This is a genomic window from Idiomarina fontislapidosi, assembly GCF_003226255.1.
GTDB lineage: Bacteria > Pseudomonadota > Gammaproteobacteria > Enterobacterales > Alteromonadaceae > Idiomarina > Idiomarina fontislapidosi.
Genome location: NZ_QJST01000012.1, coordinates 16,421 through 42,246, shown reverse-complemented (window position 1 = coordinate 42,246; position 25,826 = coordinate 16,421). Strand labels below are relative to the sequence as shown.

General features: G+C 48.7%; 18 protein-coding genes. 10 read left to right on the top strand and 8 right to left on the bottom strand.

Annotation, left to right across the window (positions count from 1 at the left end):
- Nucleotides 1-2: 2 nt before the first annotated feature.
- A complete protein-coding gene (locus DFP83_RS11220) occupies nucleotides 3-926 on the top strand; it encodes a mechanosensitive ion channel family protein (RefSeq protein WP_110575763.1) in 924 nt (307 codons plus the stop codon).
- 30 nt (nucleotides 927-956) lie between these two features.
- Here the strand turns inward: DFP83_RS11220 and DFP83_RS11215 are convergent, their stop codons facing one another.
- The 7 genes from DFP83_RS11215 to argC all read right to left on the bottom strand — a co-directional run bounded on the left by DFP83_RS11215 (nucleotide 957) and on the right by argC (nucleotide 12,416).
- Nucleotides 957-3,623 carry a TonB-dependent receptor domain-containing protein gene (locus tag DFP83_RS11215; RefSeq protein ID WP_110575761.1) on the bottom strand — a complete coding sequence of 889 codons (2,667 nt, stop codon included), beginning with the start codon at nucleotides 3,621-3,623 and terminating at the stop codon, nucleotides 957-959.
- Nucleotides 3,624-3,714: 91 nt separating this feature from the next.
- A complete protein-coding gene (locus DFP83_RS11210) occupies nucleotides 3,715-6,477 on the bottom strand; it encodes a hypothetical protein (protein ID WP_110575759.1) in 2,763 nt (920 codons plus the stop codon).
- 155 nt (nucleotides 6,478-6,632) lie between these two features.
- The gene (gene argH, locus DFP83_RS11205; RefSeq protein WP_110575757.1) at nucleotides 6,633-8,462 is read right to left on the bottom strand and encodes an argininosuccinate lyase; all 1,830 of its coding nucleotides are present in this window, start codon (nucleotides 8,460-8,462) and stop codon (nucleotides 6,633-6,635) included.
- A 9-nt stretch (nucleotides 8,463-8,471) separates the two neighbouring features.
- Complete coding sequence (locus DFP83_RS11200) at nucleotides 8,472-9,674, bottom strand: argininosuccinate synthase (RefSeq protein WP_110575755.1); 1,203 nt, start codon at nucleotides 9,672-9,674, stop codon at nucleotides 8,472-8,474.
- A gap of 10 nt (nucleotides 9,675-9,684) precedes the next feature.
- Nucleotides 9,685-10,617 (bottom strand): ornithine carbamoyltransferase, encoded by a 933-nt coding sequence (locus tag DFP83_RS11195; RefSeq protein ID WP_110575753.1) that lies wholly within the window; start codon nucleotides 10,615-10,617, stop codon nucleotides 9,685-9,687.
- Nucleotides 10,618-10,638: 21 nt separating this feature from the next.
- Entirely contained in the window at nucleotides 10,639-11,382 is a 744-nt protein-coding gene (gene argB, locus DFP83_RS11190; protein WP_110575751.1) for an acetylglutamate kinase, read from the bottom strand.
- Entirely contained in the window at nucleotides 11,379-12,416 is a 1,038-nt protein-coding gene (argC, locus tag DFP83_RS11185) for an N-acetyl-gamma-glutamyl-phosphate reductase (protein WP_110575749.1), read from the bottom strand. The genes argB and argC overlap by 4 nt, the downstream gene beginning before the upstream one ends.
- Nucleotides 12,417-12,508: 92 nt before the next feature.
- Between argC and argE the strand changes: the two genes are divergently transcribed.
- From argE to aceA, 4 genes are all read left to right on the top strand, one after another.
- Nucleotides 12,509-13,669, top strand: coding sequence for an acetylornithine deacetylase (gene argE, locus DFP83_RS11180; protein WP_110575748.1), 1,161 nt, complete (start codon nucleotides 12,509-12,511; stop codon nucleotides 13,667-13,669).
- Between the two features lie 40 nt (nucleotides 13,670-13,709).
- Nucleotides 13,710-15,338, top strand: a complete 1,629-nt coding sequence (locus tag DFP83_RS11175) for a methyl-accepting chemotaxis protein (protein ID WP_110575746.1) — start codon at nucleotides 13,710-13,712, stop codon at nucleotides 15,336-15,338.
- 166 nt (nucleotides 15,339-15,504) lie between these two features.
- Nucleotides 15,505-17,088 carry a malate synthase A gene (aceB, locus tag DFP83_RS11170; protein ID WP_110575743.1) on the top strand — a complete coding sequence of 528 codons (1,584 nt, stop codon included), beginning with the start codon at nucleotides 15,505-15,507 and terminating at the stop codon, nucleotides 17,086-17,088.
- A 24-nt stretch (nucleotides 17,089-17,112) separates the two neighbouring features.
- Nucleotides 17,113-18,447, top strand: coding sequence for an isocitrate lyase (gene aceA / locus DFP83_RS11165; RefSeq protein ID WP_110575741.1), 1,335 nt, complete (start codon nucleotides 17,113-17,115; stop codon nucleotides 18,445-18,447).
- On the opposite strand, the gene aceK is transcribed toward aceA, so the two are convergent.
- On the bottom strand, nucleotides 18,431-20,131 hold the full coding sequence (gene aceK / locus DFP83_RS11160; RefSeq protein WP_110575739.1) for a bifunctional isocitrate dehydrogenase kinase/phosphatase: 1,701 nt from the start codon (nucleotides 20,129-20,131) through the stop codon (nucleotides 18,431-18,433). The two genes, aceA and aceK, sit on opposite strands and share 17 nt — an antisense overlap.
- Before the next feature lie 111 nt (nucleotides 20,132-20,242).
- Between aceK and DFP83_RS11155 the strand changes: the two genes are divergently transcribed.
- The 5 genes from DFP83_RS11155 (at nucleotide 20,243) to DFP83_RS11135 (ending at nucleotide 25,791) form a co-directional block, all read left to right on the top strand.
- On the top strand, nucleotides 20,243-21,514 hold the full coding sequence (locus tag DFP83_RS11155; RefSeq protein WP_110575737.1) for an efflux RND transporter periplasmic adaptor subunit: 1,272 nt from the start codon (nucleotides 20,243-20,245) through the stop codon (nucleotides 21,512-21,514).
- 10 nt (nucleotides 21,515-21,524) lie between these two features.
- Nucleotides 21,525-22,226, top strand: a complete 702-nt coding sequence (locus DFP83_RS11150) for an ABC transporter ATP-binding protein (protein ID WP_110575735.1) — start codon at nucleotides 21,525-21,527, stop codon at nucleotides 22,224-22,226.
- A 9-nt stretch (nucleotides 22,227-22,235) separates the two neighbouring features.
- Nucleotides 22,236-23,549, top strand: coding sequence for an ABC transporter permease (locus DFP83_RS11145; RefSeq protein ID WP_110575733.1), 1,314 nt, complete (start codon nucleotides 22,236-22,238; stop codon nucleotides 23,547-23,549).
- A 14-nt stretch (nucleotides 23,550-23,563) separates the two neighbouring features.
- Nucleotides 23,564-24,781, top strand: coding sequence for an ABC transporter permease (locus tag DFP83_RS11140; RefSeq protein WP_110575732.1), 1,218 nt, complete (start codon nucleotides 23,564-23,566; stop codon nucleotides 24,779-24,781).
- A 68-nt stretch (nucleotides 24,782-24,849) separates the two neighbouring features.
- Nucleotides 24,850-25,791: a LysR family transcriptional regulator gene (locus DFP83_RS11135; RefSeq protein ID WP_110575730.1), complete on the top strand. Its 942-nt coding sequence runs from the start codon at nucleotides 24,850-24,852 to the stop codon at nucleotides 25,789-25,791.
- Nucleotides 25,792-25,826: the final 35 nt, after the last annotated feature.

The window sequence follows — 25,826 nt, the reverse complement described above, 5'->3', positions numbered from 1 at the left end:
ATATGCAAGAAGAAGCTTCGAGTTTATGGGCGGACTTTAGCTCCGCCTTTTCAACACTATGGCAAATGCCACTGTATACCTCCGCTGATACTAAAATCCATTTTAGTCAGGTCGTCATCGCACTATCGATTATTATTATCGGTGTCATTGTTGTCAGAATTATCGGACGACATTTACTGAACAGAGCGCTGGTACGCAACGGCGCATCAGAAAACACCCTGTTTACCTTTCGTCGCCTATTCCAGTTTGTCGCCTATTTGCTACTGGTCTTACTCGCTTTGCCGCTAGCCGGTATCCCCATTACGATATTTGCGGTACTCGGTGGCGCGTTTGCCATTGGTGTGGGTTTTGGTGCGCAGAACTTACTCAACAATCTAATATCCGGCTTTATCCTATTAACCGAGAGTCCAATTCGGATTGGCGACATCGTTGAGTTAGAGAACGAGCAAGGTCGTATTGAAGAGATTGGCAATCGTTGCGTACGTATTCGTCGTTTCGATGGCATCCATGTGCTGGTCCCAAACAGCTACTTTTTAGAGCAGCGAGTCGTTAACTGGACACTGGTTTCTAAGGATATTCGAAGCATTGTCAGTGTCGGCGTGGCATATGGTTCACCCACGGAGAAAGTGCGTGACTTGATGTTAGAAGCGGCAAAAGAACACACCAAAATTAATACGGAGTATCCGATAGAGGTGTTGTTCGAAAACTTTGGGGACAACAGTCTTACTTTTAATTTACTTTTTTGGACTTCAGTCAGCGCCCCGATGGACTTACGCAGAGTTCAGTCAGACTTACGCTATAAGATCGATGCACTTTTTGCTGAAAACGATATCGTTATCGCCTTCCCACAACGTGACATCCATCTTGATACCTTAAAACCACTCGAAGTATCTATTCAACGGGCAAAAAAAAGCGATGCTAGTTAGCATCGCTTTTTATCAAGAGCCTCGGCTTATTTAGAATTCACGTTTGTAGGTTAACGAGAAGCTAACACCACGTGTTTCTGAACGAAGCAAGGTATCATCAAACTCAATCTCTTTATCTTGGTTTAAGATGTTTTGCACCTTAACCGTGATCTGAGAATTAAAGTCTGGGTAGTAGCTGTAAACCGCATCTAAACTATGGAACGGTTGCTCGAATGAGTCACCACGGCCATCGATACCTGGAATGATAATGCGCTCACCAAATACGTTGTAAACCAACGAGGCAGAGTGCTTACCATTGTCAGAGTCAAAGCCTAGCTGGCTGTTCACGACCCATTTTGAGTGACCTGTCAAACGACGCTCAGTATTAGTAATCGAGGTCGAAACACCGGTTTGTTCCACGATGTTCTGAGTATTCAGCTGAATTTCTGAATCACTCAACGTAACGTTACCTGATGCGAAGAAGTTGTTGCTGATTGACTTCAACCACTCCATCTCGACACCGTAGACTTCACCCGTTTCCGCGTTCGCGATACGCACCAATGGCGGACCATCCTGCCCAGGTGACTGAACCGATTCAATCGGGTCGGTCATGTCTTTGTAGAACATACCCAGTGACAAGGTATCGCCGTTTTCTTGGTACCATTCCCAACGTGCATCATAGTTCTTAATAGACGTTGTACGTAGACCTGGCGTACCGCCTACTGGGAACAGAGTCAGCGGATCCAAGTACGTCGAGCTTGAAACTTCACGTAAGTCAGGACGTACGACCGTTTGTCCGTAACTAAAACGCAACTGCTGTTCGTCAGTTAAGAAGTAAGTCAGCGCCAGTGATGGATAGAAGTCATCTTCTTGGAACGCTAAGTCAGCTAAATCATCCGTCGTTGGATTCGTTGGTAAATCAATTTGACCGTTAGTGGGTACCAAAGGTACGACTACTTGACGGAAATCTTCCCAACGCACACCCGCGGTGATACGCCACTCATCTTTCAAGAACACGTCGCCTTCAAAATAGTAGGCATCAATCGTCTGTGCAGAGATGTAATCATCGCCCGCAACAGTGGTGTCGTTTAAGATAGGCGTGAAACTCAGCTCCGTATTCGCGATGAGGTCATCATTAAGTATTTCGCCTAACTGATAGCCATTCAAAACGCTTGAGTCTGAGAACGCACGGGTATTGATGTCAAAACGACGGTTAGTCGCATAACGCGTTTTCTGTACGAAATCTGCGCCCGCTTTCAATGTGATATCCCAATCATCAAGCATGATAGGCAGGGTCACATTACCACCCCAGTTTTCAACTTCGTCATTAAGGTCTTGGAATGAGTAACGCGCGGCGGTTGTCGCGTTAGTTAAGTTACTCTCGCCTTCACGATCGAATACGCCATCTTCATTACGGTCCGTGATAATGAAGCGCGTTTCTAAGTTGCCTGGTGCGTAACGGCTAGAACGAGATTTTGAGTATTTCCAATCAACACCCAAGAAGTTCCAGTCGGTGAAGGTGTGCATACCCTTAATTTGGTTTGCCACCATGCGACGCTCTTGGTAGTTCACATCAAACTCGCGAATACGCTGGTTTGAACCAAAGTTGATGTTGTTGTTATTACCCAACTTCTCACGCAGGCGATCTTCGGTATCGTTTAAAATAACGTGACTGAAATCAACTTTATGGTTAGCGCCGTAGTTTAAGCCAAAGGTAAACATACCCGACCATGTCACTTGGTGTTCGGTTGATTCAACGTCATCCCAGCCACGAACCAAAGTGTATGTATCGTCGGGGTTCAAACGGAAGTTTTCACCCAAAAACTGCTCAGACACTTCCCATTCATTATCGTATGCAGCGGTCGCTAAAAAGCCTACCGCCCATTTGTCAGTCAAATCGTAGCGGTTACCGTAGGTCAAGTCGATGCCATAGTCTGGATCGATTGACTGTAACGTTGGGTCATAGTCACGGTTAAGCGCTAAAGCGACGTCGCGGTTTTCCTCGATGCTAATTTCATCAAGAAACGTGCGTTGTCCCCACAAGTTCTGCAACACTTGCGGTGCTGCACGAGTGCCGTCATCTTTACCTTTCCAGCTACTTCCACCGTCATACCAGTAGGCGTCATCAAAATTCTCAGAGTTGCCACCCACTTTAACCGAGGCGTTAAACACTTCTTCTGAAGGTGCCGACTTCAAACGGATATCAACGTTACCACCACCAAAATTGGCAGGCATTGATGCCGAATAAGACTTCTGAACTGCCAAGCTTGAAATGATATCAGCAGGGAATAAATCCAGTGGAATAACAGCACGTGTTGGGTCAGGACTCGGTACCGACATACCGTTCAACTGAGTACTTGAATAACGCTCACCCAAACCACGTACATAGATAAACTTGCCATCAACCAGCGTTAAGCCAGTGATACGGCGTAATGCAGCTGCAGCGTCCGAGTCACCGGTACGCGAGATTTGATCTGCACCCATGATATCAGCAACGAACGCCTGCTCTTTACGTTCTTGAACAACGGCGGCCGCGCTACCTTGCAAACGAGTGCCCGTGGTGACCACTTCCTCGATGACTTGTTCAGGATTGCTGGCTTGTTGCTCTGTTTCAGTTTCAGTTTGCTCAGCATCTTGCCAAGCGAGAGCCGCAGGTGTTGCTAAACACGCAAGCACTGCGAGAGAAATATTTGCCAGAGGGAATCGGTTGGCACGCATGATATTAGTTACCTCTTGTTACTATGGAAGCCGGAGGTGTCCCGAAGAACACCTCACGGCTTTTAAAGAGCACGATGTGCTGTTTAAGGGGTTACTCTAATCCTACAGTCCAACCTGCAGTCCAGTCGTTACCTTCTTCAACTGCACCTACGAATGATGCGTTATCGAAGAATGTATCGCCGCTGAGGTCTGCTGCAGTTGCGTCAGAGATGCTGAAGATACCGTTAAGTGCATCAGCTGCTGCAACAATGCTGTTGCCTTCTTGACCGGTGAACCAAGTTTCCAAGTCAACATCACCCGCACCGAACTTGAAGTTCTCGCCGTTGTCACATGCCATAACTGAGTGAGTCATCGCGATGCCACCGTCTTGCAAGTGCTGCTGGCTCACTGGGTTGCTCTCAACTTCCAAACACTCGCCCATGCCTGCAGGACCTGAAACGATAGTGTTGTAGAAAGTAGCCTGAGTACCTTCACGTAGGTAGATACCTTCAGAAGAGTCTTCACCTTCGAACGTGTTACCAATAATAGTCAAGTTAGCAATCGTTGGGTTAGACATTGGCGTTGCAGCTGGGTTGCTACCGTCGTTATCTGCTTCGATACCACGGTTTGCATCAGAGTTGTCTGGGTTCTGGCGAACCAATACATACTGCAATTTACCTTGATAACCGTTATCCCAGTCAATGCTGTCGTCTTGCATGTTAGTTAACACAACATACTTGAAGTTAACTGCACCACCGAACATTTCGATGCCGTCGTCTGAGTTGTTGTGAACTTGCAAGTACTCAACTGTTGTTGCAGAACCAACACCACCAAAGGTGATACCGTTCAATTCGTTATCAGGTGCGATTTCGAAACCGCCGTTCATTACGCGAACATAGCGCAACGTACCTGAGTTATCAGCTGAGTCTGTACCACCGAATACAGCGCCTTCTGCTGCACCTTCAACTTGCAATGCGCAGTCAGAACCGTCAGATGGACATTTGTTGCTTGGTGCGTTACCCAAGATAACCAAACCACCCCACTGACCAGGCTGACCTTCGCCCGTTTCAACATAAGCTGCTGAAGTTAAAGTGATAGGTTCTTCTGCAGTACCTTCTGCCATGATGTCAGAACCACGGCTAATCACTAAGTAATCACCACCAGTACGGCCGTAAAGCGTCACACCTGGCTCGATAGTCAGCGTCATAGAGTCAGCATTGTCGCCACCCATGAATACTGGACCGCTTAACGCGTAGATGTTGCCAGCTGTTAAGGTCAAGTCGCTAGTGTAAGCACCTTCTAACTCACACGTTGTGGTTGAGCCGTCAACTGGAGTAATTGCTTCAGTACCCGCTGGGCAACCTGCTACAGGTGCTTCTGAACCGCCCGCAGTGACTTCACCGCCGCCGAAACCAAATGCCCAACCTTGACGCCAATCACTGTCACCCGGTACTGCACCCACAAAATCAACTGATTCGAAGAAGCTACCGTCAACGGTATTCGCAACGTCTTGACCTGCACCTAATAGCGGTGAGTTAGCCATTGGCTGACCGTTCGCACCTAGCATAATTGAAGTGCTTACTTCGTTAGCTTCTTGCTGGTTAAGGAACCAGTCTTCAAGGTCTACGTCGTTGGCACCAAACTTGAAGTTTTCGCCGTTGTTACACGCCATGAAAGAGTTTTCCATGGTGATAGTGCCATCGCCGAGATTAGCTTGTGATTGCGGGCTGCCTTCGATTTCTAAACACTCGCCCATTTCAGATGGACCGGTTACAACAACGTTGTACAATTGCGCGCCAGTACCTTCACGTAGGTAGATACCTTCAGATGAATCTTCACCTTGGAAGTTATTACCGATGATAGTCAGGTTAGCAATCGTTGGGTTAGACATTGGGGTTGCAGCCGGATCGCTGCCGTCGTTATCTGCTTCGATACCACGGTTAGCGTCGCCACCGTTTGGATCTTGCTCAACGTAAACGTATTGCATCTTACCGCGATAGCCGTTATCCCAGTCGATGCTGTCATCTTGCATGCTGGTTAATACAACGTGCTTGAAGTTAACCGTACCACCGAACATTTCGATACCGTCGTCCGCGTTACCGTGAACTTGTAAGTAGTCAACAGTCGTGCCTGAACCTACGCCACCAAAAGTGATACCGTTTAATTCGTTATCAGGTGCGATTTCGAAACCAGCGTGCTTAACAACGAAATAACGAAGCGTACCAGAGTTATCGTCGTCTTGAGTTCCGCCGAATACTGCGCCTTCTTCAGCACCCTCAACTTGCAATGCACAATCAGAGCCGTCTGCAGGGCACTTGTTGCTTGATGCGTTACCTAAGATAACCAAACCACCCCATTGGCCTGCGCCAGTCTCTTCACCCAAAACGTCTTGTGATGAAGTCATGATGATTGGCGCTTCGGCAGTACCGTCTGCCATGATTTGTGAGCCACGGCTGATGACAAGGTAGTCGTTACCTTGACGACCAAATACTACTGTACCTGGCTCGATAGTCAGTGTTGCTGAGTCGGTGTTATCGCCACCAACGAAAGTAGGTCCATCGATAGCGTACATAACAGTAGTGCCGTCATCTAAGCTGTTAACCAACGTGGTGTCAGCTGTGATACGACCAGAGATTACTTGAACTTGTACTTCTTCGCCCAGCGCTTCCGACGCTGCTAACGAAAGTGAGCCGCTTGTAGTGCCCGGCAAGTCAGCGCCGTTGTCGCCGCCGTTATCGCCACCATTGTCGCCGCCGTTGCCGTTGTCTGGCTGCTCTACGTCAGCGCCTGAGTTGATGTTGATGTCGCCGCCACAACCAGCAAGCGCTAAGGCTGCTGCGATTGCAGATGCTTTGAACAAAGAATTCAGATTCATTGGGTTCTCCCGACTTGGATGTTATCCATAGGTTAAAAGTCGAGGAGAATGTTAGAGAGCAAGCGTGACAAATTTGTGACAAACACGAACTGTCATCAAATCTTCATAATAGAGTAACCCAACTGAAACGTAGCGGGTGAAGTCGATGGGCTGCTCTACAGCCCATACTCCATGGCGATTTCGTCACAACAATGCTTTTTAGGACACAGCTCACAGTCTTTCATGACTTTCTCTGGCAATTGTGCTTTTTCACACACACTAAAGCCTTGCTGCTTAAAGAAATCTGGGACACGTGTTAAAACGATTACACGCTTTAAACGGATCTGTCGTGCTTTATGACATAAATGCTTCACCAGCATGCGCCCTTGCCCACGCACTTGGCTTTTAGGGTTCACACCTAACGACCGAATTTCAGCTAAACCTGTTGTATAGATGTAGAGTGAGGCACACCCCGTGACTTGTCCATCCACTTCGGTAACAGCGAACTCGTTAATCGAGTGCACGATATCGTCTTTCGCTCGCGGCAAGTTTTCGCCAGCCCCGGCCCAGTGTCCAACGAGTCCTACGATTGCGTCGATATCATCAAGTGTTGCATCACGTACAACAATACGAAGCTCTTGTTGCAGCATTTTCAGTGCAGATTGCGTTTGTTCAACACTGGTGCCACCCAAGGCGTTGCGTTTAGAAAGCAATGCATCAATGCTTAGCCAATCGTAAACGTCGTCTTCAATAGCCGAATGGACGCTCTGCAACGTCGCCAATGGGAGAGCTTCTAACGGCGTTTGCTGTTGCAGTCCAATTTGTACACACTCGCCCACCACCTCATGAGCATGCCGAAAAGGCACGCCCTTACTCACCAGGTAGTCGGCAAGTTCAGTGGCATTAGAATAGCCGCCTTGTGCCGCCTGCAGTGCACGTGGTCGATTCACAGTCAGTCCATTGACACACTGTTGCGCGATATCGATAGAGGCGCCCCACTGTGTGAAACTTGTAAACAGACCTTCTTTGTCTTCTTGCATATCTTTGTTATAGGCCAGCGGCAATGCTTTCAGCGTCATCAGCAGGCCCACGTGCGCGCCCACGACACGTCCCGACTTACCACGAATAAGTTCCAATGCGTCGGGGTTTTTCTTCTGTGGCATCAGCGAAGAGCCACTGCTCACATCATCGGCTAATTCAACGAAACCCGCTTCACCGCTCGCATAGAAAATAAGGTCTTCTGCCATACGAGATAGGTGGATCATTGACAACGAGGCGATCGATAACAGCTCTACAATAAAGTCGCGATCCGACACCGCATCAAGACTGTTTGTAGCGGGTTCACTGAAACCTAAGCGATGTGCTAAGTCGGTTCTATCTACGGGATAAGCCGTGCCTGCCAGGGCGCCAGCTCCCAATGGGCACACATTAATGCGCGTTAATGCATCTTTTAATCGCGCCTGGTCGCGCTTAAACATCTCAACATAGGCTAAACACCAGTGCGAAAACAGCACCGGTTGCGCTCTTTGTAAATGAGTATAACCAGGGATGACCGTGGTTGCTTCGCGCTCAGCTAAGTCGGCAAGCGCTGCAATGAGTTGCTGGAGACGCTGCCACTGGGTTTCAACTTGCGCACGACACCACAGTCGAATATCGGTAGCCACTTGGTCATTACGGCTTCGTCCCGTGTGTAGCTTTTTGCCGAGATCGCCAATACGCTCAATCAGTTGACGCTCAATAAACGCATGAATATCCTCATCACCAGCAACCGCGACATCGCCTAAGCAACCACTCCAATGCTGCAAGATGTCATGTAGCGCGTGTTGAATATGGCTGTATTCATCAGCCGTTAACACACCCACGTGTTGCAATGATTGCGCCCAAGCAATACTGCCCCGAATATCAAATTCAAGCAGGACACAGTCAAATGGCAAGGAGTCATTAAACTGCTGAAAGGCTTGGCTAGGAGGCGCGCTAAACCGGCCTCCCCAAAGTCCATTGGTCATAATCGCCTCCTACACGTTATCCGTTTGCTTTAAGGCACGGATCCGGCTCGACAATGAGTAAAGGCGAATAAACCCAGCGGCATGCTTTTGGTCATAAACATTATCCGCACCAAACGTGGCAAATGCCTCACTGTAAAGAGAATAAGGAGAACATTTTTGCGTGACAGTTACGTTACCTTTATATAACTTAATCACCACCTCACCCGTAGCAACGTGACTCAGGCTCTCTGCTGCGGCCAACACGGATGCTTGGTTAGGCGTAAACCAGCGCCCATCGTATAGCAATTGTGCAAATTGCTCGCTGAGCTGGGTTTTCCATGAGCGCGTCATTTTATCGAGCACCAATTCATCGATACCGCGCAGCGCATGCATCATAATGGTGCCTCCAGGCGTTTCATAACACCCGCGACTTTTCATGCCCACTAAACGGTTTTCGACAATATCAACGCGCCCAATGCCGTGTTTCGCGCCAAGCGCATTCAACTGTGCTAAACACTGCAGCGGCGAAAGCGCCTCGCCGTTTACCCTGACAACCGCTCCCTGTTCAATACCTACTTTCACATATTCAGGTCGGTCAGGCGCTTGTTCGGGTGCACAGGTTAACGTCCACACTTCGTCACTGGGTTCACACCACGGATCTTCAAGCTCTCCACCCTCATGCGATATATGCCATGCATTGGCATCTCGGCTGTAAATTTTCTTCAGCGAAGCTGAGCATGGGATATTGCGTTCAGCGAGATAATCTAACAGGCTCTCGCGGCTACTTAAGTCCCACTCACGCCAAGGCGCTATCACAGTGAGATCCGGCGCCAACGCCGCATAGCATGATTCAAACCGAATCTGATCATTACCTTTACCGGTACAACCATGTGCCAGCGCATCCGCGTTTACTTTACGCGCGAGTTCAACTTGAGCCTTAGCAATGACAGGGCGAGCCATCGCCGTACCTAACAGATAACTTTGCTCATACACTGCGCCGGTTTTTAAGCTCGGGTAAATATAGTTTGCGGCGAACTCATCTTTGAGGTCGACAATATGGCACTCACTTGCGCCCGATGCTTTTGCTTTCGCCTCGACCCCTTCGAGTTCTTCAGCGCCCTGCCCTACATCGGCGACAAACGCCACCACCTCGCAGCCATAATTTTCACGTAACCAAGGTACGATGACGGATGTATCTAAACCACCTGAATAAGCCAATACTACTTTGTTCATTACTCGCTCCTTAGCTCGCGTGTTGTAGGGTGAGTGTGGCACTTGAATTTAATAGAAGATGCAACAAGGCATTTTGCGCAAAAAGCCGGTTTTCTGCTTGCTGCAAACACAGTGAGTAATCGCTATCCATTACCTCAGAGGTTATTTCGTAGTCGCGGTGAGCCGGCTGACAATGCATCACGGCGGTGGCACCCAAACGCTTTATCAAGGATGCGTTGACTTGATACGGCATAAAGGTCGCCTTTACGTCATCAAGACTTTGCTGTTGCCCCATCGAAACCCACGTATCGGTGTAGACAATGTCGCTCTGTTGACACGCATTGGGATCATGTATCTGCTTGACTGAACCGATCCCCGCTTTATTGAGCAGCTCAATATCTGCATCACTTAAGCCATGGTGAGGTGGCGTAACCAACGTCACATCCATACCGAGCAACGCGGCATAAAGCGCTAACGAACGCGCCACATTGTTACCGTCCCCCCAGTAGCTCAACTGCTTACCACTGACCTCTCCGTAGGTCTCTACCAGCGTCAGACAGTCGGCAAGAGCTTGGCAAGGATGAAACTGATCGCACAAACTGTTAATCACCGGGACCGAGGCATGTTTGGCGAGTTCTTGTAAGGTTTCATGTTGATTGACACGCGCCACGATGGCATCACACCAGCACGACAAGTTTTTGGCGTAGTCAGCAATTGTTTCGCGCTTACCGAGCTGTCCATTTTGCTCATCGAGGTACACACAGTGACCACCTAAACGTTGAATACCAACGTCGAATGATAACCGCGTACGAAGACTGGGTTTTTCAAACAAGGTTACAATGCTCTTGCCCGCTAAACTTTGGGTATAATTTTGCGGAGCTGCTTTTTGCTGTATCGCAGTTTCAATTAACTGTGTGAGTTGAGTTTGGGTAAGCTCATTACCCGTTAAAAAGTGCTTGTTCATACGAATCTCGAATACTAAAAATTAAGGATTAATCAGTGTGCCGGAGTGATGACGGGTGTCGCACGAACACCCGCAGATTCGCACTTGTTTTTGTAGAAATCGAGCAACGGTCAACGCATGCTCCACTTTGACTCGCATACCACCGTTCAGCGTCCCAGCGTCAATAAGTTGCTGTAACGTGTCACTGTCTAACTCATCAATAGGCTGTTGGTGCTCATCCAGCACGGCGGGCACATCACTTACAAAGGTCAACGTCGCCGACAGTGCCTTAGCCAACCCTGCAGCCGCCTCATCTGCGTTTACATTGAGCCACTGCCCATCAGCATCAAAGCCGACACAACTAACAATTGGTAGGTAGCGTTGCTCTAGCAAAGTCAGCAACAACGTGCTCACTTCAAAGGGTGCAACACAGTGACCCGTTAGACCTAGCTCAGGTTTGCCCTGTTGCACATGAAGCCCTGTTTCATAAAGTGTTAGGCCGACGGGTTGCAATCCTTGTTTAATCGCAATAGTCAGTAACTGTTTATTGACAGTGCCAGCGAGCGCACCGACAATCAGCGGCATTTGTTCGGCAACACTCACCCGCAGCCCCTGATACTTAACGACTGATAGGTTGAGTTTGGCAAACAAGTCATCCACCTGTTGTCCGCCACCATGCACGATGAGCGTGGGTTGGAAGTTTTGCTGCTGCGTAATTTGTTGAAACAGGGCAGCCAAACCTTGTGGGTCGTCAAGCACCCTTCCGCCGAGTTTAATCACATTCATAGCGGTACTCCCTCAGCGCTCGGCAAACCTAGCTTAATATTGAAGCACTGCAGGGCTTGGCTGGCTGCGCCTTTCAATAAATTATCGATCGCGCTATACACCACAAGCGAGTGTCCCTGTAGGTGCCAACCGATGTGGCACTGACCGCTATTCACGACATCCTTCAACGCCGGATAGCCTGCCTTGGTCACATGAACAAGTTCACTGGCCTGATACACTTGGTAAACATCTTCGACTTGCGCTTGCGTAGGCGGCGCAGTGAAATGCACGGTAATCGTCGCTAAGATACCCCGCTTAAAATCGCCTAAGTGCGGTAAAAACAGAGTGTTTAGACCGCAGTAGTGATCAATCTCAGGTTGATGACGGTGAACACCGGCACCATAGCCTTGCAACGAGAGTTCCGCACCCTGTGTTTTAAGACTCGGCGAACGCCCTGCTCCGGTCACCCCCGATACCGCGTTTATCACGACATGACTCACATCTTTATTAAACAAAGCGAGTGGCTTAAGTGCCAACAGTGCTGCCGTTGGATAACAACCGGGTACCGCGACCCAGTGCGCGCTATCAAAACGCTCATCTAACCACTCGGCAAGACCATATGCTGCCGATGACAAAGCATCCGCTGCGGGGTGTTCAAAACCATAATAATCGGGGTATAACTTCGCATCCGGCAGCCGAAAACCGCCTGACAAATCAAATACAGTCGCCTTGAGCTGGCTCAATTGCGCATGCCATTGGCAACTCACCTCATGAGAGGTACACAAAAAAATAGCATCGGCACTCGCCAGTTCATCAGTTACCTTTCCAATAGGCAGCCCCATTAAAGACTGTTCAACGCGACCTTTGAGACGAGGGTAGAGATCAGAAATCGATGTATTGCGGTCTTGGCTTTGCTCCGAAACGTACAGTGTCAGTTCGCCGACCAGAGGATGTTCACTCAACAGCGTCACAAGCTCGACACCGGCGTAACCACTGGCACCAATCACCACGACATTCTGGAGCGAATATTTTTTGCTTGCCTGCTTTCTTTCCATCTCAAAGTCTGCTTAGTTATTTGCATCTCGCTAAATTTATATGCAGACTAACTGAATAAATATATTTATGCAACTTTTATGGATAATTATCTATGTCGATCCCCTCCTTTTTTAATATGTACCAAGCACTCATTGCTCGCCCGTCGATCAGTTCACTCGATCCCAGTTGGGATCATTCCAATAAGGCGGTCATCGACTTACTTGCAGAGTGGTTAGAGGCGCTTAATTTTAAGGTTGAGATACAGCCTTTAAATGACAACCCTAATAAATACAACTTGCTCGCTAGACGAGGATCCGGCAAGGGTGGCCTTCTCCTCTCGGGTCACACTGATACCGTGCCGTTCGACGAGCACCGTTGGCATTCTGATCCCTTCAAATTAACTGAACGGGATAATCGCTGGTATGGTCTTGGGTCCATTGATATGAAAGGCTTTTTTGCATTTATTATTGAGGAGCTAAAGCGTCTACCCGAGCAGTATCAGACAAAACCTATTATGATATTGGCAACCGCAGATGAAGAGACAACCATGGCGGGCGCACGGGAATTACATCACTTTCCTGATTTAAAACCCGATTACTGCATCATTGGCGAACCCACCCAAATGCAGCCTATCCGAGCCCACAAAGGGCACATGACAGAAGCAATCAAAGTCATCGGCCGTACTGGTCATAGCTCCGATCCTCGGCTCGGATTGAACGCGATAGAAATCATGCATAAGGTGACGACTCAGCTGCTTGAATTTAAAAACAGGATTTCGCATAAGTATTCAAATAAGCTATTTGATGTGAGCTTTCCCACGATGAATTTAGGCTCTATCCATGGCGGGGATAACGCCAATCGTATTTGTGGATGTTGCGAACTGCAGTTAGATATTCGTCCTTTACCTGGCATGCACATTGATCATCTCTACGCCGAACTCTTGCAACTACTTCAACCAATCATGAAAGAATATCCCAATGCCATTGATTTAGTGCCAATGCACGAACCCATTCCGGGCTTTTTGGAACAAGCCGACTCTGCACTCGTTTCACTCGCAGAGAAAATTGCAGCGAGTCCCTCATGCGCAGTAAACTACTGTACTGAAGCGCCATTTTTACAACAACTTGGCTGTCAAACACTGGTCATGGGACCTGGCTCTATAAACCAAGCACACCAGCCGAACGAGTTTTTAGAGTTAAGTGATATCGAAACAGCCAGTAAACGATTTAACACTTTAATTAATCACTTATGTTTCGCAGAAACAGGCCGATAAGTTGTTTGTTAGATAAAGACTAAACTTTTTAGAGGGACTTATGTTTAGAAATTTCTCGATTGGAGCGAGATTAGCTGTCACCTTTGGGATGCTTGGAGCAATCGTGTTGCTGCTCGGTGTTTTCTCATTGATGCGACTCGATAATGTTGTGACGCAACTAGACTCAATTACCGAACAACAGATGCCAGCTATTGATAATGTGAACGACCTTGACCGCGAATTTTTGCGTGTGCGCGTCCATGCCGCAAACATTACCACTTACATGGATGATGCTGCGCGGTTAGAGGGTTATCTAAAGAAATACAACGATGCAAAAACTAACCTCGAAAGAAACCTCTCAGAGTATGAAGCACTTATCCAGAGAGAGGCGATTGCCAGTCAGTTTAAAAAGCTAAAGAGCTTACTGACGGAGTTTTGGAAGCATGACGAACAATTTATGAAGCTCGTTAATGCCAATCTCGAAGAACCCGTTGCCTCGTTGCGTGAAAACACGATTCTTCCGCTGACCGACAAAATTTCTGCAACGCTTGATGAAATCCTGTCCGAAGAGATGACACAAGTCGATCGAGTTTCTGCTAAGGCACGTGATATTGCGAGCGCAGCCCAAACAGCAGTGATTATCGCCATAGTCGTGTCGATCATACTAGTAGCATGTTTTGCAGTCTTACTAACGAAGAGCATTGTTACGCCATTGCGCGGCGCTTTGGACTTTGCTGAGACCATCGCACAGCGAGACTTAACGCAACAGATAGATGTACAAGGCAAAGATGAGCCAGCCCAGTTACTTCGTCAGCTTATTAACACACAGCGTGAGTTACGTGAGTCCATTGGTCAAATTGCGCAATCATCACAACAGCTTGCCTCGACTTCAGAGGAGCTCAGCTCAGTCACGGATGACTCGACACGCACTATCCAACAGCAAACAGAAGAGTTAGAGCAAGCAGCCACCGCAGTCAACGAGCTTACTGCCGCTGTCGAAAACGTGGCACAAGATGCACAAAGCGCATCTGAAGCTTCAGAGGCTGCCGACGAACAAGCACAGTACGGTAACGACCGCGTATCTAAAACAGTGACGGCAATTGAAGAGCTTTCTCAGGAAATCGGCGACTCATCGAACAACGTCACTGAGCTCGCTAACAAGGTCACTGGCATTACCAAAGTGCTTGAGGTTATTCGCGGCATCGCTGAACAAACCAACTTGCTTGCACTTAACGCTGCGATAGAAGCTGCACGAGCGGGCGAATCGGGTCGAGGCTTTGCGGTGGTCGCCGATGAAGTGCGCTCACTGGCTCACAAAACTCAGCAGTCAACCGTCGAAATTGAGGAAATGGTGTCTGCCATTAATGCCTCAAGTGATCGTTCAGTGACAACCATGAAGCAAAGCCTTGAACGTGCCGCTAAAACACTTGATATAGCGCGTGAAGCCGGTTCGGCACTCAAGCAAATTGCTACCGCAGTGAGTGAAATAAATACACACAATACTTCGATTGCAAGTGCGGCTGAACAACAAGCTAATGTTGCACGTGATGTTGATAAGAACTTAGTGAGTATTCGCGACCTATCCAACTCTACAGCTTCAGGCGCCGAACAAACAAGTGCCTCAAGCCAAGAGCTTTCTCGCTTAGCGGTAGAGCTAAACAACTTGGTTGAGCGCTTTAAAGTCTCATGATCAGTATGCGGGGACGAAGGTCCCCGCACAATTTTTAACCACACCATTGAAAGAAGTAAAATAACTCTCAGAAATAGCCATAATCATTGGCATAAATTAGACGAATACACTAAATCCCCTCTAAGCTGAATCTGTGTTAACAAATCACTAACATTAGGTTCAGATTATGACATCTCGACTCTCATTTACTGTGGAACACGTGCCCCACCAAGCGCGTTTATTTACACCACAATTCATGTCCTATTTTGTCGACTTATGCGAGCGGTTTATGCCTCGTCACGCGCAACTCCTAGAGGCTCGTTCAAAGCGGCAGCAAGCTATTGACGCAGGTACACTCCCTGACTTTGATCCTGCGACTTCTGCAATACGTGAGGCCGATTGGCAAATTCGGCCATTACCCAAAGATCTCACCCGTCGACGTATCGAAATTACAGGTCCTGTTGACCGGAAAATGGTTATCAATGCACTCAACGCCAACGTCGACTGTTATATGGCTGACTTTGAGGACTCTCAGTCGCCCACCTGGCAGGGTCTGCTGGATGGACAAATCAATTTAATTGACGCTAATCGCAATACGCTCAGCTTCACCGATCCCAACAGCGGCAAAGAGTACAACGTTGCACCGAACCCTGCGCTGTTAATTGCACGCGTGCGCGGACTTCATTTACCCGAAAAGCACTTAACCTTTGAGGGCCATGCGGTGCCTGGAGCACTGCTCGATTTCGCTTTATATTTTTATCATAACTACCGCGTTCGATTAGACGAAGGAACAGGTGTTTACCTTTACTTGCCGAAGTTAGAGCACAGCAGCGAAGCACAGTGGTGGAGCGATGTGTTCCATTACTCAGAACAACGCTTTCAGCTTAAGCCGGGCACCATACGTGCGACGGTGCTTATCGAAACACTACCCGCGGTATTTCAGATGGATGAAATTCTGCACGCGCTACGCGATCATATCGCCGCTTTAAACTGCGGTCGCTGGGATTACATCTTTAGCTATATCAAGACCCTCAAACATCATCCCGATCGCGTGCTACCTGATCGCCAACAAGTCACTATGTCACAGCCCTTTCTCAACGCCTACTCACGCTTGTTGGTTCACACATGCCACAAACGTGGCGCACTCGCGATGGGCGGCATGGCGGCGTTTATTCCCAGCAAAGACAGTGCAGAGAACGAGCAAATTCTCGCCAAAGTCGCGAAGGACAAACAACTTGAGTTCGACAATGGTCACGATGGCACCTGGATTGCGCATCCAGGTCTCGCCGATACGGTACGTGCCATTTTTGTTGACCAACTCAAAGGGGACAACCAACTACACGTACTCCGCGAATCTGATCAACACATCACCGCATCTCAATTGCTGACCCCATGTCAGGGCGAGCGCACCGAGGCAGGTATGCGTACCAATATTCGCGTGGCATTACAGTACATCAGCGCGTGGCTCGATGGACGCGGCTGTGTCCCTATTTACGGACTGATGGAAGATGCCGCCACCGCCGAAATCTCGCGTGCATCAATTTGGCAGTGGATTAAGCATCAGAAACAGCTCAGTGACGGTACGCCGGTCACTAAAGCCCTGTTCACGCAAATGCTCGCTGAAGAAGCAAACAACGTGAAGCAAGAAGTAAGCGAGTCGACCTGGCAACAACAACCGTTTGATAAAGCAGTAGCACTGCTTGAAGCGATCACAACCGCCGATGAGTTAGTGGATTTCCTCACACTTCCCGGCTACCAACAACTCGATTAATTACTCAAATAACAGGACAACATCATGACTATATCAACACAACAAGCCGAACAAGCAAAAGCGCTTGAACAAAGTTGGAAAAACGACCCACGTTGGGCACAGGTTCAGCGCCCCTATAGCGCAGAAGAGGTGGTCAAACTACGTGGTTCGTTGCAAGTTCAGCACACCTATGCGCAACAGGGCGCACAAAAACTTTGGCGATTGATTAATGGCGAAGCACAACAAAAGTTTGGCAAGGACTATGTGAACGCGCTCGGCGCGCTCACCGGCGGCCAAGCGGTGCAGCAAGTCAAAGCGGGTTTACAGGCGATTTACCTCTCCGGTTGGCAAGTCGCCGCGGATAATAACTCATCACGTAACATGTATCCGGACCAATCGCTGTATCCCGTTGACTCTGTGCCTACGGTGGTTGAACGCATCAATAACTCATTTGCCCGCGCTGACCAGATCCAGTGGTCAAAAGGTATTAGCCCAGACGACGAACGCTACGTGGATTACTTTGCGCCTATCGTTGCCGATGCTGAAGCAGGCTTTGGCGGCGTCTTAAACGCCTATGAATTAATGAAGCGAATGATTCAATGTGGGGCAGCGGGCGTGCACTTTGAAGATCAACTGGCGTCAGTCAAAAAATGCGGTCATATGGGCGGTAAAGTACTCGTTCCTACGCAAGAAGCGGTGCAAAAATTAATTGCGGCGCGTTTTGCGGCCGACGTCGAGGGCGTGCCGACGCTGATTGTCGCGCGTACAGATGCCAACGCGGCCGACCTACTGACCTCGGATTTTGACGACAATGACAAGCCATTTGTCACCGGTGAGCGCACCGCAGAGGGCTTCTACCGCGTTAAGCCAGGCATTGAGCAAGCCATTTCGCGCGGTCTTGCCTACGCGCCTTATGCTGACCTCATTTGGTGTGAAACGGCGAAACCGGATCTTGACGAGGCACGTCAGTTCGCCGAGGCTGTCCACGCTAAATATCCAGGCAAGCTATTAGCCTACAACTGCTCGCCTTCGTTTAACTGGAAACGTAACCTCGACGACGCAACAATCGCTAAGTTCCAACGCGAGCTGGCAGCGATGGGATACAAGTTTCAGTTCATCACGTTAGCGGGTGTGCACAATATGTGGTACCACATGTTTGAGCTTGCTCACGATTACGCCCGTAATGATATGTCAGCCTATGTCCGTTTGCAGCAGCAAGAATTTGATGCCGCTGACAAGGGCTACACCTTTGTTGCACACCAACAAGAAGTTGGCACGGGCTACTTCGACGCGCTCACCAATGCGATTCAAGGTGGCGCCTCATCAGTGACTGCCTTGACGGGCTCAACCGAGGAAGATCAATTTAAAACGACCGCGTAAAACGTAAGTCGGCAGCGTACGGGAAGATATCTTTAATCACCCCCTCCTTGATATCTTGCTGGCGCTGCCGCCAATAATTTGGATCGATTAACTCGGGATGTGCACTGAGTAACAGCTCACGATAACGTGGCTGAGGCACAGCAAAGACCGCAAGCTGTTCGGGGAACACATCGTCGGGGGCAAACGACACTTCGTGATCGGCTTTAGCCAGTGCTTTAAAGTTCATATCGGTTAGGTAGCGAACTTCGTCATAATCATAAAACACGACGCGCTTATGACGTGTCACACCAAAGTTCTTCAACAGCATGTCGCCGGGGAATATATTCGCCGCAATCATATCCTTGATGGCACGACCGTAGTCATCAATCGCTGCCGCCTGCTCCGCTTCACTGGCGTACTCTAAATACATATTCAGCGGTATCATTCGCCGTTCAATAAAACACTGGCTAATGACCAGCAAATCACCCTCAAAGCGAATACTGCTCGCCACGGTCGCTAAAAGCTCATCCATTAGGTCGTCAGCAATGCGGTGTTTCGGAATCGCGACATCAGAGAACTCGAGCGTGTCTGCCATGCGCCCTACACGATCATGCTGCTTAACCATACGGTAGCGCTTCACCACTGTATCGCGCCCAAAACTCTTAGTGTCTCCCAGTTCATCTTTGATAACTTTAAATACGTAAGGGAATGAGGGCAGCGTGAATACTGTCATCACCATTCCCTTCACACCAGGTGCCGCAGTCAATTGTTCATTAGAGCTGGCAAGCTGTTTGAGGAAGTCACGATAGAACTCAGTTTTGGCTTGCTTATGGAACCCAATCGACGAATACAGCTCAGAAAACGTTTTGCGCGGCATCAGTTGCTTTAAAAAACGCACCAGTGCCGAGGGTGCTTCGGTATTTACCATGAAGTATGAACGCGCAAAACCAAATATCGCGGCCATTCGGTCTGATTGCGTAATAAATGCGTCAACGTAAAGACGCCCTTCAGGGTTAATTAAAATCGGTACGATAAATGGGTAACTGTGCTGTTGTGTGACGATGCGCCCAACCACGTAAGCCGCTTTGTTTCGATAGAAAGGCGTTTTAAGCACATCAATACGTACCTCATGAGGTTCGACATCATCCTCGACCGCACGCTGTAAAAACGTGGCTCTGAGTTGTTCAACATCGTGTTTGAGGTTCTCAAAAGTATCGCCTAAACCTAAATCCAAAAATAGCTGCTCTAACGTTTGTGTAAAACCTTGATAAACCGGGAAGTAGGATTGATAAACATGTTCAACTGGGACAGGTGTGCGTTCTTCCAGTGTTGATTCGACGAAGATAAAAGCATTATGAAAATACTGTCTTTCAAACGCACGACAAAAAACCGAGTTATAAAACGTTTCGGCTAAATCCGCCTGAGGGTGAAACTGTAACAGCGATTGATACCGTTGACGAACACTTAACCAAAGCGTCTCATCAAACTGTGTTTGATACTGCAATAGCTCGTCACTTGTGAGTGCCACCTGCTTATCGTAGTAACTAATTCGCTCCGCCGCTGCGCCAATCACATCCTGCCAGCGCTGCCCAAGAAACCGTTCAGGCGCACCCTGAGTCAATAATTGAAAACGGCTAAAGTGGCTATGAAAGCCCGCTAAAATAAGTCGTGCAAGTTCATCGGCGCGGTTTAAATCAGTGCTCATTCGGCTTTTTCTCGTCGTTGATATATCTGCTTACATTCTTACACACATCAAAATACAACCCTTTTCTCCCCCATAGCGACTTACTAATCAAGTTAAATCAGAGGGAACCTTATGACTAAGATATCAGATACCAGCGGACAAGACGTTGTTCGTGCACCTAAAAAAAAGCCTTGGCTAAAATGGGGCATCAGCGGCGCCGTCGTCGCTGCTTTTATTGCAAGTGCCATCCCGATGCTCGTGACTTGGTCATCCGCCGAAGCCGCGGTCGAATCAAGTGAGCTTCGCTTTGCTACCGTCGAACAGGGTAACTTTACTCGCGATGTATCGATACAGGGCAAAGTAGTGGCTGCTGTAAGCCCAACCCTGTATGCGCCTGCTGAAGGTGTCATCACCTATCATGTCGGTGCGGGTGATGCGGTCGAGCAGGGGCAAGCGCTTGCCACCATTGAGAGCCCCGAACTAAAGAGCAAACTTGAGCAAGAGCAGGCAAGCTTGGCGAGTTTAAAAATGGAACTTGATCGCCAGCGCATTAACTCAAAGAAAGCCGCTCTTGAGAACCAAAAGCTCGTTGATTTAGCGCACGTGACGCTAACCGCGGCTGATCGCGAGAAGCGCCGCGCCGATCGCGCGTGGGAAAAACAAGCCATCAGCGAAATCGACTACGAACAAGCACAAGATGAGTTAAACAACGCACAAGTCGTTTATCAACATGCGGTACAGGATGCCAAGCTCAATAGCGAAAGCCTTGCGTTTGACATTCAATCACTGCAACTTAAAGTCGATCGCCAACAGCTGTTAGTCAACGAACTGCAGCGTCAAGTTAATGGGTTAACGATTGTCTCTCCTGTCAGCGGGATCGTCGGTAACCTCGAAGTCGACCAAAAGAATCAAGTGGCGAAAAACCAAGCGGTGCTCGGTGTCGTCGACTTATCCGAGTTTGAAGTTGAGCTTGGTATCCCAGAAAGTTATGCGGACGACCTGGCGATTGGTATGGCGGCCGAAATCAATTACAACGGTCAACTACATAGCGCCACCTTAGTCGCTGTCTCACCTGAAATTCGCAATAACGAGGTCATCGGTACGCTGCGATTCAGCAACGAGACACCGGCGGGTTTGCGTCAAAACCAACGCCTCACCAGTCGGATTATTCTTGATCAAAAAGATGATGTCCTCACCTTGCAACGAGGTCCTTTTCTGCAAAACCAAGGCGGCCGCGTTGCTTATGTAGTCACCGATGGCATTGCCTTAAAAACACCGATTCAAACCGGCGCCAGCAGCCTCTCTAAAGTTGAAATCATTTCGGGTCTAACCGCTGGCGATCGCGTGATTATCTCCGATACCCAATCATTTAACGGTGCCGAAAGCGTCGTCATTAATCAATAAGGAATACACCATGCTCGTAATGAACAACATCACCAAAGTATTTCGTACCGAAACCGTCGAAACCCATGCCCTTAAGCAATTTAGCTTAACGGTAAATGAAGGCGACTTTGTTGCTGTCACCGGCCCTTCGGGGTCGGGTAAGACAACATTCTTGAATATTGCCGGTTTACTCGAGTCGTTCGACGACGGTGAATACACCCTCGACGGACGTTCGGTTAAACACCTCAACGACAAGCAACTTTCGCAATTGCGAAACGAGAAAATAGGTTTTATCTTCCAGAGCTTTAACCTAATTCCCGATCTCAACTTGTTCGATAATGTGGACGTTCCTTTGCGTTATCGCAAACTTAGCAAAGCTGAACGCAAAGAGCGCATTGAACACAGCTTGGATGTGGTGGGACTCGCCAACCGGATGCGTCATCTGCCGTCGCAACTTTCGGGTGGGCAACAGCAGCGTGTCGCCATTGCTCGCGCGCTTGCAGGTAATCCGCTGTTTCTTCTCGCCGATGAGCCAACCGGTAACCTTGATAGCAAAATGGCGGACAGTGTCATGAGTTTACTTGAGGACATTAATCAAACAGGTACCACTATCGTGATGGTGACGCACGATTTGTCACAGGCTGAACGTGCCCACCGTCATATTCAGGTACTGGACGGTCAAGTAACTGAACAACAACTAAGCAAGCCTGAGCTTGCCACCGTCAACGCATAGGAGGCGCTTATGTGGTTATATTACACCCGGCTTGCATGGCTCAGCTTAAAACGCCATCCATTACTTTCCTTACTGATGAGTGGCGCTATTGCGCTGGGGATTGGCGCGGCGATGACAACCATCACCATTAATTATTTAATGTCGGCCGACCCTATTCCTGAAAAAAGTGACCGCTTGTTTTATGTTCAATTAGATAACTGGTCGCCCAATGAACCCTATGACGAGCCTAACGAGCCACCGGATCAACTGACTTATACCGATGCCACGGCACTTAAAGCACAAGCGCCTGCGCAACTGCAAACGGCGATGGCGCAGTCAGGTGGCGTCATCGAGCCGCAAGGTTTGGGCAAGGAGCCCTTCTTGGCTCGCTTACGACTCACCCATAACGACTTCTTTTCGATGTTCAACTCACCCTTTTTATATGGGCAAGGCTGGAGTGATAGTGCCGACGAAACCGGTGATAGGAGCATCGTACTGAGCAAATCCGCGAATGAAGAGATATTTGCCGGTGAAAACTCAGTGGGTCGTACCGTACGTTTAGAAGGTAAAGAGTTCCGTGTCGTCGGTGTGCTCGATGAATGGGTGCTGAAGCCGCGCTTTTACGACGTGACGACAGGTGCCTTCAATGAGATGGAGGATGCCTATCTCCCGTTCAAACTTAAGGAGACCATGGAGCTGCCGAATAGCGGTAATACCAACTGTTGGAAAATGCCCGAAGGTGAAGGGTTTAAATCCTTTTTAACCTCCGAGTGTGTGAACTTTCAGTTCTGGGCACAGCTCGACAGTACACAAGCAAAACAAGAATACATGAGTTTTCTGAATGCTTATGTTGAGGAGCAGAAGAAGCTTGGTCGCTTCCCTCGCCCGCTGAACAACCGTTTGACCGACGTCATGGGTTGGATGGAACATGAAAATGTCGTCGATGACGATGCAGAAGTGATGATGTACTTGTCATTGATGTTCTTGGCTGTCTGCTTACTTAACACCATCGGTCTATTACTCACTAAATTCAGCTTTAAAACCGGCGAAATTGCCTTACGACGGGCAGTCGGTGCAACCCGTATGCAGCTTTATCAGCAACAGTTCGTTGAGACGGTATTGATTGGTATCGCCGGCGGTATTGGCGGACTGATTTTAGCCGCGCTAGGGCTCCTTGGTATTGAGTACTTATATGGTGAGCAAGTCAACGATCTCGCGTCGCTCAACCTACCGTTACTCGGTATTGGTATCTTACTCGCGATTATCAGTAGCGTGCTCGCGGGTGCCTACCCGACCTGGCGAACCTGCCGTATTCCACCTGCTTCACAACTTAAATCAGAGTAATTGAGGAGAGAACCATGAGTCAGATAGGACCGATTTTTAGATCTCTGATGCGCAACAAGGTAGGTGCACTGCTGATTGCCCTGCAAGTGGCTGTCACCATGACCATCATCGTCAACGCCATACACCTGATCAACGCACGTGGTGACTTAATTAGCCGCTCATCGGGTCTTGATGAGGACAACCAGTTTTACGTTACCAGTGTGGGTTACGCGACAGACTTTGACGCCCCTTATGTCATCGATACCGATTTAGACGCTATTCGCAAGCTTCCGAGTGTGACTGATGCCGTCCAGATTAACGCTATCCCCATGAGTAATGGAGGTTGGTCGATGGGCTTACAAACCAAAGCGGGCGAGGGCGAAAACTCCGTGCCGACTGCGCTGTATATGACCGATGAGCACGGTTTAAATACTTTGGATGTTGAGCTGATTGCAGGCGAGAATTTCAAAGCAACAGAAGTCAGTTATCGCGATCGCAACACACGCGACTGGCCGCAGTCTGTCTTATTGACTGAAGCGTTAGCAACTAGCTTATTTCCTGATCTGAGTCCAACAGAGATCGTTGGGCAAACGGTTTATATCCAAAGTAACGAGCCGTTAACGATTATTGGCATCATGGACCACTTGCAAGCGCCATGGACCGGATGGACAACCATTAACCATGCCATGCTGGTGCCAAACAAGTTTGATTCGCCCTATTCTCGTTATTTGGTCAGAGCCAAGCCTGGACAACGAGATGAAGCGATTGCACAAGTTGAGCAATTTATGAAACAAAGGGATGTAGGTCGTATGGTGCGAGAAACCGAAACCATGACGCAAGTACGCATGGATAGCTACCGCGGCGACTCGGCATTACAAGCCATTCTATGGACCATTATTGTCATTCTTTGCATCATCACTGCGTTAGGTATTGTCGGCCTAGTGAGCTTCTCAATTAACCGTCGCCGCCGTCAAATTGGCACGCGCCGCGCATTAGGCGCACAAAAAAGTGACATCATGAGTTACTTTTTAACAGAAAACATCCTAGTAACAAGTGTCGGCATTTTTGTGGGCGTCGCAGGCAGCATAGCACTTAATATGTGGTTAGTGAGCAGCTTTAATCTGCCACGATTAAGCTATATCTACTTACCCATCGCAATGCTAACGATGTGGGTGATTGGTATACTTGCTGTCTGGGGTCCTGCGCTGCGTGCTGCACAGATTTCACCAGCGACGGCAACACGTAATGTATAACACTAGCGTTACACATTCATAACATTTATAATCCCGATACATGCTTTGTATCGGGATTTTTGCGTTTTATGAATACCATCAAGGATATCGACCTTAACCTTCTGGTTTATCTAGACGTATTGCTTAGAGAGCGCAACGTCACGCGCGCAGCTGCGCAATTAAATATTACCCAGCCGGCAATGAGCAATGGTCTCAAACGGCTACGCAACTTACTCAATGACCCTATCTTAGTGCGCACGTCTGACGGCATGACGCCAACACAGCGCGCTTTGGATATGCAAGAGTCATTACGCACTGTTTTGTATTCTGTAGAGGAGATGATCCAACCCGTACGTGAATTTGATGCGCCGACTAGCAAGCGTGTGTTCCGTATCATGGCTTCGGATTATGCTGCATCGACACTGATGCCACGATTACTGAGCCAACTCGAAGAGCAAGCACCCAACGTTTCGCTTGATATCATGACTCCCAGTGATATCAGCTTTCACGACGTCGAAAATGGTAAAGTTGATTTAGCCATTAACCGCTTTGAAAAGCTGCCACAATCCTTTCACCAAAAGGTACTTTGGCAAGACGAGTTCTCCTGTTTAATCCATCACCAGCACCCTTTACTTAACAACTATACCCTAGACGAGTATTTAAAAGCACAACACGTGTGGGTCTCAAAAACCGGATTTGGCGTGGGCGTAGGTATGGATCCACAAGATGTGCAAAAGCTGGGCTGGGTCGATGAAGCACTCGCAGAGCTGGGTAAACGCCGACAAATTAAAGTGTTTACACGAAACTACCACGTAGCGATGTACCTCGCTCGCCAAGGGCTGATTGCAACCCTACCAACCCGTGCGGCGGCGCTCTACAAGGACGATGACTATCTTGTCACGAAGGAACCGCCATTCCGCATTCCTGGACTCACTTTGACCATGATATGGAGCCCGTTATTACAACATGATGCTGGGCACCGCTGGTTCCGACAGCTGGTCGCTGACACAGCGGCAAATGAAGCCTTTTGATGAAGGGTTCGACAATAGTCCCCACTGTTGTATAG